12 protein-coding genes are annotated in these 13,177 nt (G+C 64.0%); 5 read left to right on the forward strand and 7 right to left on the reverse strand.

The genetic code is table 11. From position 1 onward, the window contains the following. The 4 genes from PHD22_RS04430 to PHD22_RS04445 all read right to left on the reverse strand — a co-directional run. A partial coding sequence (locus PHD22_RS04430; RefSeq protein WP_299862851.1) for a pilus assembly protein PilP occupies positions 1-430 on the reverse strand: 430 nt, incomplete at its 3' end. Beyond that, on the reverse strand, positions 430-1,104 hold the full coding sequence (locus tag PHD22_RS04435) for a type 4a pilus biogenesis protein PilO (protein ID WP_299862853.1): 675 nt from the start codon (positions 1,102-1,104) through the stop codon (positions 430-432). The genes PHD22_RS04430 and PHD22_RS04435, both read right to left, overlap by 1 nt. Next, positions 1,104-1,706, reverse strand: a complete 603-nt coding sequence (locus PHD22_RS04440; RefSeq protein WP_299862856.1) for a PilN domain-containing protein — start codon at positions 1,704-1,706, stop codon at positions 1,104-1,106. Before PHD22_RS04440 ends, PHD22_RS04435 begins: the two co-directional genes overlap by 1 nt. After that, complete coding sequence (locus PHD22_RS04445) at positions 1,703-2,779, reverse strand: pilus assembly protein PilM (protein ID WP_299862859.1); 1,077 nt, start codon at positions 2,777-2,779, stop codon at positions 1,703-1,705. The genes PHD22_RS04440 and PHD22_RS04445 overlap by 4 nt, the downstream gene beginning before the upstream one ends. A gap of 175 nt (positions 2,780-2,954) precedes the next feature. Between PHD22_RS04445 and PHD22_RS04450 the strand changes: the two genes are divergently transcribed. Beyond that, entirely contained in the window at positions 2,955-5,252 is a 2,298-nt protein-coding gene (locus PHD22_RS04450; RefSeq protein WP_299862980.1) for a penicillin-binding protein 1A, read from the forward strand. 15 nt (positions 5,253-5,267) lie between these two features. Here the strand turns inward: PHD22_RS04450 and cyaY are convergent, their stop codons facing one another. After that, positions 5,268-5,588, reverse strand: coding sequence for an iron donor protein CyaY (cyaY, locus tag PHD22_RS04455; protein WP_299862862.1), 321 nt, complete (start codon positions 5,586-5,588; stop codon positions 5,268-5,270). Between the two features lie 47 nt (positions 5,589-5,635). On the opposite strand from cyaY, the gene PHD22_RS04460 reads away from it, so the two are divergent. The 4 genes from PHD22_RS04460 to PHD22_RS04475 are packed head-to-tail and all read left to right on the forward strand — an operon-like array spanning position 5,636 to position 11,330. Then, positions 5,636-5,836, forward strand: a complete 201-nt coding sequence (locus PHD22_RS04460; protein WP_299862865.1) for a lipoprotein — start codon at positions 5,636-5,638, stop codon at positions 5,834-5,836. Further along, positions 5,833-7,095 (forward strand): diaminopimelate decarboxylase, encoded by a 1,263-nt coding sequence (lysA, locus tag PHD22_RS04465; RefSeq protein ID WP_299862868.1) that lies wholly within the window; start codon positions 5,833-5,835, stop codon positions 7,093-7,095. Before PHD22_RS04460 ends, lysA begins: the two co-directional genes overlap by 4 nt. Before the next feature lie 42 nt (positions 7,096-7,137). Then, a complete protein-coding gene (locus PHD22_RS04470) occupies positions 7,138-8,274 on the forward strand; it encodes an efflux RND transporter periplasmic adaptor subunit (RefSeq protein ID WP_299862871.1) in 1,137 nt (378 codons plus the stop codon). Beyond that, a complete protein-coding gene (locus PHD22_RS04475) occupies positions 8,271-11,330 on the forward strand; it encodes an efflux RND transporter permease subunit (RefSeq protein WP_299862873.1) in 3,060 nt (1,019 codons plus the stop codon). The genes PHD22_RS04470 and PHD22_RS04475 overlap by 4 nt, the downstream gene beginning before the upstream one ends. Before the next feature lie 41 nt (positions 11,331-11,371). Here the strand turns inward: PHD22_RS04475 and PHD22_RS04480 are convergent, their stop codons facing one another. Then, on the reverse strand, positions 11,372-12,811 hold the full coding sequence (locus PHD22_RS04480) for an exonuclease domain-containing protein (RefSeq protein WP_299862876.1): 1,440 nt from the start codon (positions 12,809-12,811) through the stop codon (positions 11,372-11,374). Positions 12,812-12,953: 142 nt separating this feature from the next. Beyond that, the gene (locus PHD22_RS04485) at positions 12,954-13,142 is read right to left on the reverse strand and encodes a DUF3460 family protein (RefSeq protein WP_299862879.1); all 189 of its coding nucleotides are present in this window, start codon (positions 13,140-13,142) and stop codon (positions 12,954-12,956) included. Between the last annotated feature and the right edge of the window lie 35 nt (positions 13,143-13,177).

Below are 13,177 nucleotides of genomic sequence, written 5' to 3' on the forward strand. Positions count from 1 at the left end.
TTGCGGTTTCGTTGATGGCGGTCACCTGCCCATAATTCTGACCCAGGTAGTTGCCCACCCGCACCTGGTGCAGGGTCTTGTCCATGGCGACGATGGCATGGGCCTGACCGCCTTTCAGCAGCACGCCGACCATCTTCAGGCTTTCAAGGGGGTAGGCCTCAAGAGGCTCCTTGCGCCGGTTTGCGTCGGGGATGAACTGGTTGGACTTCTTGTCCGGCTCCAGCTTGGCCGGGCGAAAAGGGTCGACAAGCCCCGCTGCGTCATAGGCCACTTCCTCGCCCTGCTGAATGGGTGGCAGGGGACGCAGATTGGGTTTCAGGTCACGGGAGGCCTCATTCATCCAGGCACGCATGTCCTGCTGCTCGTCGGAGCAGGCAGCGAGAGACACGGACAGGGCCAGAGGCAGCAGAAAGGCGGCTTTCTTGCTCATCACTTGGGACCCTTTTCCTTGGCTTTGGCCTTGCGCAGCTGAGCCACTTCCTCATCGTCCAGATAACGATAGGTCACCGCCGTGGCGTCAAACTTGAGCGTGCCCTCTTTGGTCGCTTCGAGCGCGATGTCATTGAGGGTGACAATACGGGGCATTTTGGCGACATCGCTGACAAACTCCCCCAGATCGTGGTAGGAGCCGACCACACGCACGACGATGGGCAACTCTGCGTAGAAATCCTTGGAGGACTCGGCCCCCGGCTTGAACAGCTCGAATTGCAGGCCCCGTCCAAGCCCTGCCTGGTTGATGTCCGCCAGCAGGGATTCAATCTCGGAACTGTTAGGGAGCTGCTTGAGAAGAGCACCGAACTGCCGGTCGATTTCGCTCAGCTGGCGTCGGTATTCCGCCAGGTTGATGGCCTGGCGCTTCTTGTTGAGCCAGTCCTCCTTCAAGGTGAGCTCATCACTCTCCTTGACCGTCAGCTGCTCGAGCTGGCCCTGCCAGTCAAACCACCACCCTGCCAGTACGATCGCAAAGAAGATCGAGGCCAGGGCGACGACACGGGGAACCAGGGGCCATTGGCCCGGATCATTGGGATCCAGACCACGAAACTCCCTTTGCAGGTCTTCCAGATCAAGCGTGCGCAAGCGCTCCAGGGTTTCCTTGATACTCATCAGGGCTTACCCCCCGTCCCTGTCACACCTTTGTTTTTGAGCTCGGCGGCATCGGGCGCTTTCAGGCTCTCGATGCTCACATTGAGATTGAACTCGCTGACCCGCCGATTGTTGATGGTGGCAGCCTTGACTTCGACCAGACTGGCCTGTTCCAGGTAAGGCGAAGCATCCAGGTTGCGCATCAGCGCAGACACCCGGGCGTTGGACTGGGCATATCCCGTCAGGTTGATCTGCTTGCCACTCTGCTTGAGGCTCTTGACATAAACGCCCTCGGGCATCTGACGGGCCAGTTCGTTGAAGATGTGGACCGTACCGGTGCGGCTGGTCTGCAGGGATTCGATGACCTGCTTGCGCGCCAGCAGCGCCTCAGCCTGCTCCCGCAACCCCCGGATCTCGACGATCTCCTTGTCCAGAACTGCGATCTCCTCACGCAGGAAGGCGTTTTTCTCCTCCTGAGCGGTGACCTGACCGTCGATCAGGGAGCGGCCTGCGAACCACACGAGCAAACCACCGAAGGCCACCAGGGCCGCCAGCAGAATGAACTGATGACGACGGGCCTTGCGCTTTTCTTCCCGGTGGGGAAGCAGATTGATGCGGATCACGAGTCAAACCTCCGCAGGGCCAGACCACAGGCTACCAGCAGGGCGGGCGCGTCAATGGCGAGGTTCTTGGGGCGGATCTTGCTGCCGAGCGTCATGCTGGCAAAGGGGTTGGCCACCAGGGTATTGACCTGGGTTCGACCGGTCACGGTCTCGGCCAGGCCGGCAATCACGGCACAACCACCCGCCAGCACAATGTGATCCACCTGATTGAACTGGGTCGAGGTGAAGAAGAACTGGAGGGCCCGGGACACCTCCAGCGCCAGGGCGTCCATGAAGGGGCGCAGCACCTCGGTCTCGTAACTCTCGGGAAGCGAGCCGGTACGCTTGCCCGCTTCGGCTTCCTCAAGGGACAGGCCAAAATGACGCATGATGTCCTGGGTCAGGAGGAAACCACCGAACGCCTGCTCCCGGGCATAGACCTGCACGCCATTGCGCAGCACGGATACATTCATCACGTTGGCACCGGCATCCACCAGGGCGATGATCTTGTCCTCACCCCTGTCCGGCAACTGCTCCTGAACCAGTTCAAAAGCGGCCAGGGCGGCATAGGACTCCACATCCATCACCAGCGCCTTGAGCCCCGCCGACTCGGCGGCAGCGACCCGGTCCTCCACCTTTTCCTTGCGGGATGCGGCGATCAGGACCTCGTCCTCTTCGGTACCGGAGGCCGCGGGGCCCAGCACCTGAAAATCCAGATTGACCTCATCCAGGGCAAAGGGGATGTACTGATTGGCTTCGGACTCGACCTGCACCTCCAGCTCCTGGTCTCGCAGGCCGGCAGGCAGGATGATCTTCTTGGTGATGACGGCCGAGGCCGGCAGCGCGAGGGCAACGAACTTGGTGGCAGTGTTGAGCCTCCGCCAACCCCGGCGGATCGCATCCCCCACCGCCTCCAGACTGGCAATGTTGCCATCAGCCACAGCATCCCGGGGAAGGGATTCGATCGCATAACGTTCGACCCGATACCCCCCTCCAGCAGCCGCGGACAGCTCAACCATTTTGACCGATGACGACGAAATGTCGACGCCGATCAGGGGGCGCGCCCGGGGGCTCAAAAAGGATAGGTCGATCACGAAAAATCCTGAAAATTCTTTATGTTAGGCGCAATTACAACAATCTACCTGAAATCCTAACAACAACCATGACATGTGTAAAGCAAGCCTCGGGGCGCCCGCCCTGCAACAGCAGGACCGTCCAGGCCCTGCGCCTCGTATAATGCCCTACTTCACAAAGACTCCTGCTTCCGTCATGCGCTGGGTTCTCTACCCCTTCGTTGCCCTTCTCGGCCTGCTGGCCATCGGCCTTGCCATCGTCGCCCTCGTGGTGTCCTTTGCATGGCCCACCCTGCCCACTCTGGAAGCCCTGACCGCCTACCAGCCCAAGATCCCCCTGCGGGTTTACACCGCCGATGGCGAACTGATCGGCGAATACGGAGAGGAGCGTCGTGCCTTCATTCGCATCCAGGATGTTCCCCCCGTCCTCAAGCAGGCCATCCTGGCCGCCGAGGATGACCGCTTCTACGAGCATTCCGGGGTGGATTTCGCCGGCATACTTCGAGCCGCCAGCGCCAACCTGGTCACAGGCGGCAAGCGCCAGGGCGCCTCGACGATCACCATGCAGGTGGCCCGCAACTTCTTTCTGAGCCGGGAAAAAACCCTGTCCCGCAAGCTCTACGAGATCCTGCTGGCCTTCAAGATCGAGCAAAACCTCACCAAGGACCAGATCCTTGAGGTCTACGTCAACCAGATCTTCCTGGGACGCCGGGCCTACGGCTTCGCAGTGGCCTCCCACACTTACTTCGGCAAGCCCATCCGTGACCTGAACATCCCCGAAGCGGCCATGCTGGCAGGCCTGCCCAAGGCGCCCTCCGCCTACAACCCGGTGGTCAACCCCAAGCGCGCAGCGCTGCGCCAGCATTATGTATTGCGGCGCATGGCCGAGCTGGGCTTCATCTCCGAGGCAGAGCACCAGAATGCACTGGAGACGCCCCTCAAGGTGGTTACCAGCGCAGTGGATCTGGGCAGCAGCGCAGCCTACGTGGCAGAGATGGCTCGCCAGATCGCCTATGAGCAATACCGCGAAGAGGCCTACACGCGAGGCATCAAGGTCATCACGACCATCCGCAAGGACGAACAACAGGCGGCATACCAAGCCCTCCGCCAGGGCATCATGGAATACGATCGACGCCACGGTTATCGAGGCGTCGAAGGCTATGTGGACGCAAGCCGAACCAGCATGGACCAGCATGAGGCGCTCGACGAAGCCCTGGCCGAAACCCCTGACATGGATGACCTGAAGGCGGCCATCGTGACCCAGGTCGACAAAGGCACGGTCATCGCCTACCGCTACGGAGAAATCCACCGCATCAGCGGCGACGGGCTGCGCTTTGCTGCCCCGATGATCGGTGACAAGGCTCCCCCCAACAAACGCATCCGCCCGGGCGCGATCATCCGCATCGTACGAAACCAGAACGGCTGGGCCATCAGCCAGCTGCCCGAGGTGGAGGGGGCCCTGGCAGCAGCAGACCCACGTACCGGGGCCGTTCGCGCCCTGGTGGGCGGATTCGACTTCAACCGCAACAAGTTCAACCACGTCACCCAGGCCTGGCGCCAGCCCGGCTCCAGCTTCAAGCCCTTCATCTACTCGGCGGCTTTTGAAAAGGGCTACGGCCCCAACAGCGTGGTGGAAGACGCCCCCCTGTCCTTCCCGGCAGGAGAAACAGGCTCCCAGGCCTGGGAGCCCAAAAACTACGACGGCAAGTACGACGGCCCCATGTCGGTCCGCTCCGCCATGGCACGCTCCAAGAACATGGTTTCGATCCGCCTGCTGAAATCCATCGGCCCGCGCTATGCCCAGGACTACATCACCAGGTTCGGCTTCGATGCAGAGCGGCATCCCCCTTACCTGACCATGGCCCTGGGCGCCGGCTCGGTGACCCCCTGGCAGATGCTGCGTGGCTACTCGGTGTTTGCCAACGGCGGCTACCGGACCGAACCCTACGTGGTCCAGGAAATCCGCGACGAAGCCGGGACCGTGCTGGGCAGGGTAGACCCACCGGTCGCCGGAGAAACGGCTGAACGGGCCATCGACGAACGCAACGCCTACCTGATGGATTCGATCATGAAGGACGTGGTCCGGCGCGGCACGGCCACCAAGGCCCTGGTCCTCAAGCGGGGCGACCTGGCGGGCAAGACCGGCACCACCAACGACTACCTGGACGCCTGGTTCTGCGGCTACCAGCCCACGGTGGTCGCCGTGGCCTGGATCGGCTTCGATCAGCCGCGCAAGCTGGGCCGCGGAGAAACCGGCGGCGCAGCCGCGCTTCCCATGTGGATCAACTACATGCGCAAGGCACTGGACGGCACGCCCGAAACCTACCCGACCGCACCCGCGGGCCTGATCCGCATCCAGCCCAGCGGCGGGGACGAGGAGATGATCTACCAGGAAAACCTGCCCGCCGCACCACCTGAAGCGCCCCCCGAACCGGCCAGCGGACCGGCCGACGAAACGCCCGCCCTGCCGGCACTCTCCCCCGCAACGGGCTGACCGCCAAAACGCCGGTCAGCCCGCGAGGCTGACCGGTTCGCCCGCCTGCTCACTCATGCAACAGGACAGCACCGAATAGAAATCCGCCCCATCCCGGGTGCCCACCCAGCGCCCCCCTTCGGGTTTAAAATGGAATCCGCCGGATTTGGCAGCCAGCCAGATCTCACGGGCGGCACTGTGACGATTCACAATGATCTTGCTGCCGTTGTCGAACTCCAGCTCAACAATCCCTCCCGGCTTCAGCTCATAATCGAAATCGATGCTGCAAGCCTCCAGCAGACTCTCCAGATGCGCCAGCTCGAGCTCTGCCAGTGCGTTGAATTCCGCTTCGTTCATCGCCTAATCCCCTGATCTGTTAACATTTGCGCTTTTGCGCGGAACCCATGCGAAACATCGCCTTTGCTGCCGCCACGTGCGGCACGATCCTGCTGGCCGGCTGCGGCATCAAGGGCCCGCTGTACCTCCCGCAGATCCCCAGGCCCGCGGCCCAGGCCACCCAGCCTGCCGAACCTGCACCGATCGCCCCGAAGGGTGCAACGGCCGTCGATCATAACAAACCCGCCCCCCAGGACATCGCTCAATGACCACCGCCCTGCCCGTCCCGACCCTGACCACCGGATCCGCCGGCCTGACCCTCGAAGGGGTCGCCCTGTGCGAGATCGCCGAGCGCTTCGGCACGCCTACCTACGTCTATTCCCGTGCCGCCCTCACCAGCGCCTTCAACGCCTATCAGCAGGCCCTCGGGCTGCGCAAATCGCTGGTCTGCTACGCGGTCAAGGCCAACTCCAGCCTGGGCATCCTGTCGGTCTTTGCAAAACTCGGGGCTGGATTCGACGTCGTCTCGGGTGGCGAGCTGGCCCGCGTGCTGGCTGCCGGTGGAGATCCTGGCAAGGTGATCTTTTCCGGCGTGGGCAAGAGCGTGGCTGAAATGCGCTACGCCCTGGAAACGGGCATTGGCTGCTTCAACGTGGAATCCGCTGCCGAGCTGGACCGTCTCCAGGAGGTGGCTGCGCAGATGGGGAAACGCGCCCCCATCGCCTTCCGGGTCAATCCGGACGTCAACCCCAACACCCACCCCTATATTTCCACCGGCCTGCGGGGCAACAAATTTGGCGTTGCCTTTACGGAAGCCCTTGACCTGTACCGCAGGGCTGCCCGGCTGTCCCACATCGAGATCAGCGGCATCGACTGCCACATCGGCTCCCAGCTGCTGGATCCGGCGCCCATGACGGAAGCGGCAGAAAAGATCCTCGGCCTCGTGGACCAGTTGGCCAGCGAAGGCATCACCCTCGACCACATCGACCTGGGCGGCGGTCTTGGCATCCGCTACCGGGACGAGGAGCCCCCCACACCGACCGATTACCTCAAGCCTCTGCTCGCCTGCTTTGCCGGTCGCGAGGAAGCCCTGTGCTTCGAGCCGGGCCGCTCCCTGGTGGGCAATGCGGGCCTCCTGCTGACCCGCATCGAATACCTCAAGCCCGGCGTCGAAAAGAATTTCGCCATCATCGACGCGGCCATGAACGACCTGGCCCGCCCGGCGCTCTATGACGCCTACCACGAGATCGTCGCCGTCGCCCCGCGCGAACTTCCGGCCACCCGCTATGAAGTGGTCGGCCCGATCTGCGAGAGCGGCGACTTCCTCGGCCACGACCGCCACCTCTCCGTCGCAACCGGTGACCTGTTGGCCATTTTGTCCGCAGGCGCCTACGGCATGACCATGAGCTCCAACTACAACACCCGCCCCCGGGCTGCAGAAGTGCTGGTGGATGGGACGGAAACCATCCTGATCCGCGAACGTGAAACCCTGGAACATCTGCTCAAGGGCGAACGCCCCCTGCCCTGAACGGTACCCGCCACCGCCCCTCCACCTCGCCGCGTGCGTCCGATGACCAAAACCTTTCGTTTTGCCCCCTGCGCAAGCCTGCTCCTGGCCCTCGGACTCTCCGGCTGCGGCAAGCCCGCCGACACCCCACCGGCCACAGCCGGCGGGCCACCCCCCACCCCGATCACCACCACGGCCGCACGCAGCGTGGCCCTGGATGTGACCGAGGATACCCTCGGCACCCTGGAGGCGCTGATCGATCCGAAGATCGCCGCCGAGGTCGCCGGGCGGGTTACCCGGGTCGCCGTGCGCAGCGGTGACCCGGTAAGGGCCGGCCAGTTGCTGGCGGAACTGGATGCCACCGACTTCACCACCCAGGGTCAGGCCGATGGGGCCGAAGTCACCCGTCTGGAAGCCCTGCTGGCTCAGGCAGAACGCTTTGCCCAACGCCAGCAGGATCTGGTGGCGCGGGGCTTCATCTCCAGAAATGGAGCCGAAGACAGCCTGACCCAGCGGGATGCCCTGCGCGCCCAGTTGGCCAACGCCCGGGCACGGGCGACCGGCACCCGCAACAACCTGGGGCGCACCCGGGTGGCGGCCCCCACCGACGGCATCATCGAGACCCAGATCGTCTCCCCCGGAGACTATGTGAAGGTGGGTGACCCCCTGTTCAAACTGGTCTCCAACCGGATCCTGCGGGCCCACCTGCCCTTTCCGGAGTCGGCCGCACAACGTATCCGCAGAGGCCAGCCGGTTCGACTGAGTCCCGCCCAGGCGCCGGAACAGGTCATCGAGGGGACCGTGGAAGACATCAAGCCAACCCTCAGCGAAAGCAGCCGGGCCATCGATGTCCTGGTGCGGGTCAGCGGCAACGACAGCCTGCTTTCCGGCGGTACGGTCAATGGATCGGTGGTCACCGGGCGCAAGCCGGCCGCCATCGTGGTACCCGAACAGAGCGTCGTGCTCCGTCCTGCGGGCAAGGTGGTCTATGTGATTGCCGATGGCAAGGCCCAACAACGGATCATCGAGGCAGGCTTCAAGGGGGATGGCCGGATCGAGGTGCTCAAGGGGCTGACGGAGGGGGAAACGGTAGCCGAGAATGGTGCCGGTTTTCTGACTGACGGTGCCGCAGTCACGGTCAAGGCTCCCGCGGGATCCCCGCCGCCCCAGGCCGCGGCCACAACCGGCACAAAACCATGACCCTGCCCGAACTCTCCGTCAAGCGCCATGTGCTGGCCTGGATGATGAGCGCCGTCCTGGTCCTGGTGGGTATCATCGGCTACCAGCGGATCGGCATGGACCGTTTCCCACAGATCGAATTCCCGGTGATCTCGGTCACCACGACCCTCAAGGGGGCCAACCCGGACATCGTCGACTCGAGCATCACCAACGTGATCGAATCGTCGGTCAACAGCGTACCGGGGATCGAGCACGTCCAGTCCACCTCGTCTCCCGGCGTTTCGGTCATCAACATCACCTTCTCCCTCGAGAAAAAGGTGGACGTGGCCTTCAACGAGGTGCAGTCGAAGGTCAACCAGGTCCTGCGCCGCCTCCCCAAGGACGTGGATCCACCGGTGATCGCCAAGGTGGAAACCAACGCCCAGCCGATCATGTGGCTGGCCCTTCAGGGGGACCGCACCCAGCAGCAGCTCAACCAGTACGCCCTCAACGTCCTGAAGAAACGCCTGGAAACCATCGACGGGGTTGGCGAGGTCCGCCTGGGGGGAAGACGGGACAGGACAATCCGGATCAACCTGCGACCGGACCGGATGGCCGCCCTGGCGGTCACCGCCCAGGACATCAACGACGCCTTCGCCAAAGAGCATGTCCAGCTTGCCGGCGGTTTCGTGGTCGGCCAGAAGACCGAGAGCCTGGTCAAGCTGGATCTGGAGTTCCACAAGGTCGACGAGCTGCGCAACCTGGTCGTGGCCTATCGGGACAAGGCCCCCATCCGGCTGGCCGACGTGGCCGAGATCGAGGACGGCCTGGCCGACAACCGCCAGCTGGCACGCTTCAATGGCAAGCCCACGGTGGGCCTGGGCATGGTCAAGATCGCCAATGCCAATACGGTCGCCATCACCGATCGCATCATCGAAAAGGTGGAAAAGGAGCTGCAGCCCGCCCTGCCACCGGGCATGACCCTGTCCATCGTGTCCAACGACTCGGTGTTCATCCTGGAGATCGTCAAATCCCTCAAGGAACACCTGATCGAAGGGACCCTGCTGGCCTCGCTGGTGGTGTGGTTCTTCCTGCGCTCGGTACGGTCCACCTTGATCATCGCCCTGGCCATCCCGGTATCGCTGATGGGCGCCATTGCGGTGATCTACTTCGCGGGCTTCACCCTCAACTCCCTGACCATGCTGGCCCTGCTGCTGCTCATCGGCGTGGTGGTGGACGACGCCATCGTGGTCCTGGAAAACATCTTCCGCCACCGGGAGGAGCTGGACCCGGACCCGGTTTCTGCGGCGGTCAACGGCAGCAACGAGGTGGTCTTCGCGGTCATGGCCGCCACCCTCTCGCTGGTCTGCATCTTTGCGCCCGTGGCCTTCATCTCGGGCATCATCGGACAATTTTTCCGCAGCTTCGCCCTGGTGGTCACCTTCGGCGTGCTGGTGTCCCTGTTCGTATCGCTGACCCTGACGCCGATGCTGTGCTCCCGCTACCTGAAGGTGGAGAAACAGCACGGCCCCGTGTACCGGGCCTTCGACCGGTTCTTTGAAGGCATGGACCGGATGTACACCCACCTCCTGAACGGCGCCCTGACCCATCGGTGGTGGGTGCTGCTGGCCACCATCGCAGTGGTTGCCTCAAGTGCCTTCTTCTTCACCCACGTAGGCAAGGCCTTTACCCCGGACCAGGACGAAGGCCGTTTTCTGGTCGCCCTGCGCACGCCCCTGGGCTCCAGCATCGACTACACCGACTCTAAACTCCGGGAAGTGGAGGCCATCCTGGACCGTCATCCGGAAATCCGCTCCGAGTTTGCCCTGATCGGCCTGGGGACCGCTGGCCAGGTGAACCAGGGGACCGTGGTGGTGCGGATGGTGCCGCGGGAAGAACGCAGCATCAAACAGCAGGAAATCCTGCCGCTCCTGCGCAAGGAGTTTGCCCAGATCGCCGGCGCCCGGGTCTTTGCGGCACCCTATCCGATGGTCCAGGGCCAGCGGGGGGAGCCCCTCCAGTTCGTGCTGACCGAGGACAACCTGCAGGAGCTCGGCCGCCACGCCACAGCCCTGCAGCGCAAGCTCGCAGCGCTTCCGGTACTGGGACGCATCGACACAGACCTGCAGCTCGACCTGCCCCAGCTGGTCTTCGAGCCCGATCGCCTGCGGATCGCCGATGCCGGCCTGAGTACCCAGGACGTGGCCCAGGCCATCAACATGCTGACCGGCGGCGTGGACATTGCCAAATTCAATGATGAACCCGGGGACGGCCAGCGCTACGACATCCGGGTCAAGGCCCGGGAAGGCAGCTTCACCCAGCCCTCCGATCTTTCAAGGATCTTCCTGCGCAACAAATCCGGAGAGATGGTCCGTCTGGACAGCGTGGCCCGCTTCAAGGAAAGCCTGGGCCCGGCCGTGGTGGGCCGTTTCGACCTGCAGTACGCGGCCACCTTCTTTGCCACGCCGACGATTCCCCTGGGCGAAGCCGTGGAACTGGTCCGGCAGAGTGCCGCCGAGATCCTGCCCAGCGGCTATCAGGTCAAGCTGATCGGGCAGGCGGAAGAATTCGGCAAGACCCAGAAGTACATGGCCTTCACCTTCGCGCTGGCACTGACCCTGCTCTACATGGTCCTGGCCAGCCAGTTCAACAGCTTCCTGCAGCCCGCCATCGTGATGCTGGCCCAGCCCCTCGCCATTGTCGGTGGCGTGGCCGCCCTGTGGATCAGCGGGCAGACCCTCAACATCTATTCGATGATCGGGCTGGTGCTGCTGATCGGGTTGGTGGCGAAGAACTCCATCCTGCTGGTGGACCTGACCAATCAGCGGCGCGCCGAAGGCATGGCGGTCGATGCGGCCCTGCGCAACGCCTGCCCAATCCGGATGCGCCCGGTGCTGATGACCTCCCTGACGGTGATCCTGGCCCTTGCACCCGCCGCCCTGGGTTTCGGCGCCGGCAGTGAAACCAACCAGCCGCTGGCCGTCGCCGTGATCGGTGGCATGATCAGCTCCACCCTCCTGACCCTGGTGGTCGTACCGGCGGTGTACTCCCTGATCGAAGGCTGGCGGGAACGGCAGAGCGCACAGCGCACGGTCTGATGCCCCTGCGGGCAGATCGCACAGAGGGCCGCCGGAGCCGGTCAGACGGGCTGGATCGCGGCCTTTCCGGCGGCCCTATCCAGCCAGCGCTGAAGCAGACGGCAGGTCTCCAGATCGAAACGCCGCGGCGGCGGCGCCTTTCGCAGGGCCTCGAACGCGGCCGCACTGTCCACACTCCCCAGCAGGCACCAGCGGTCCACCAGATGCCAGACCTCCCGGGCGCCTCCGGCGCGGACCTCATGGATCATCACCGGCCCCGGCCAGGGCCAGTGCTTGAGGCGCAGGCTTTCCAGAACCTTGAGCAGGCGGGCATCATGCTCGGCGCTACTCTCCCGGCCCGCACAGACGCCGGCACAGCGCCGGGCCTGATGGGCCAGGCACGCCCCCTCGCCCCAGGGCTCGATGCCGACGCGGCGGGGACACAGCTTGTACAGGCTGGTCAGCTCCCGCAGGGCATGATCGGCCTCCTTCCGGCTGCGAAAGGCACCGAACACCTCGCCCCAGGTCAGGGGATCGCCCGCATTGAGGGGAACCCGGGTCAGCACCGGCCCCTGCCGTCGGTCCGGCTCGAAACGCAGCCCGAAGACGTTATCCTCCGGAGCGACCTTGTTCTCGCTGGGACGCAGTTCCCGCAACAGGCGGGACTCCAGCAGGAGGGACTCCAGCTCCCCGGCCGTGGCCCGCCAGTCCACCCGGCGCACCTGCTGAACGATACGGGCATCCCGCCCCTTCGGTCGCTCGGCGGCGAACAGCCCCAGCACCTGCGAACGCAGGTGACTGGCCCGGCCCACGAACAGGGGCACATCCTGCTCGCCAAAAAAGAGATACACCCCATGCCCCTCGGGCACGCCCTCCAGCACCCCCTCCGGCAGCCCGGCAGGCCGGCTGGGCGCACTCATTGCCTTGAGGACCGCTGCGTCCAGCGCGTCCGGCTCGAAGCTGCGGGACATGATCCCGGCAAACTGATGAAGCGCCTCGGCGTCGCCCAGGGCCCGGTGGCGCGCCGAACAGCTCAGCCCGTGCCGTTCGATCAGTGCATCGAGGCCGTGACGGTGATGCTGAGGATAAAGGGCGCGGGACAGTTTTACGGTACACAGCACCGACGCGTCAAAGGTCCGTCCCAGCCGGCTGAACTCGTTCTTGAGAAAACCGTAGTCGAAGCGCGCGTTATGGGCCACGAAGACGCAATCGGTCAGCAGGGTGCGGACCTGCTCTGCCACGGCGGCGAAACGGGGGGCGTCGGCCACCATCCCGTCGGTTATGCCCACCAGATCCTGAATATGAGCCGGAATCGCCCTTTCCGGATTCACCAGACTGGACCAGCGCTCCACCAGCACCCCTGCCTCGATGCGCAGGATGGCTATTTCGGTGACCCGATCCACTGCCGGATTGGCACCGGTGGTCTCCACATCGATGAACGCCAGGCGGGAATGGAGGGAAGTCAGAAAAACGGAACTAACGGGGGAAGAGGCAGAATCCACGGATGCGGCAACAATGACGGGTGGGATAAAGCATGAGGGCCCCGCAACCCCTGTCTGCACTCAAGGCGGGCAGGAGAAGCGGGACCCCGGATGACCTGGAAGGGCAGGCGCCCTTCTTCAGCTCAGCGGCAAACAGAATCCGTCAGGACTCTGCCGAGTAAGGATAGGGCTTCTGGTCCACCCGGGCCGCAGCATACTGCTGCTGGGTTTCGGCATCCTGGGGCTTGTCCCACCACAGGGCACGCCCCTTTTTCTGCTCTTCACGCTCCTCGGGATGCTTTTCCATCCATTCGCGCATGAACTTGGTGTGTTCGGATTCGTAACCAGCCATATGTATCTCCCTTTGATCGACGTGGATTCTAGCAG

The organism is Zoogloea sp. (assembly GCF_028693495.1).
Classification (GTDB): Bacteria; Pseudomonadota; Gammaproteobacteria; order Burkholderiales; family Rhodocyclaceae; genus Zoogloea.

Excerpts from the sequence above, each read along its gene's own strand:
- PHD22_RS04435 (WP_299862853.1), bottom strand. The coding sequence starts at position 1,104 with ATGAGTATCAAGGAAACCCTGGAGCGCTTGCGCACGCTTGATCTGGAA.
- PHD22_RS04450 (WP_299862980.1), top strand. The coding sequence starts at position 2,955 with ATGCGCTGGGTTCTCTACCCCTTCGTTGCCCTTCTCGGCCTGCTGGCC.
- cyaY (WP_299862862.1), bottom strand. The coding sequence starts at position 5,588 with ATGAACGAAGCGGAATTCAACGCACTGGCAGAGCTCGAGCTGGCGCAT.
- PHD22_RS04460 (WP_299862865.1), top strand. The coding sequence starts at position 5,636 with ATGCGAAACATCGCCTTTGCTGCCGCCACGTGCGGCACGATCCTGCTG.
- lysA (WP_299862868.1), top strand. The coding sequence starts at position 5,833 with ATGACCACCGCCCTGCCCGTCCCGACCCTGACCACCGGATCCGCCGGC.
- PHD22_RS04470 (WP_299862871.1), top strand. The coding sequence starts at position 7,138 with ATGACCAAAACCTTTCGTTTTGCCCCCTGCGCAAGCCTGCTCCTGGCC.
- PHD22_RS04475 (WP_299862873.1), top strand. The coding sequence starts at position 8,271 with ATGACCCTGCCCGAACTCTCCGTCAAGCGCCATGTGCTGGCCTGGATG.
- PHD22_RS04485 (WP_299862879.1), bottom strand. The coding sequence starts at position 13,142 with ATGGCTGGTTACGAATCCGAACACACCAAGTTCATGCGCGAATGGATG.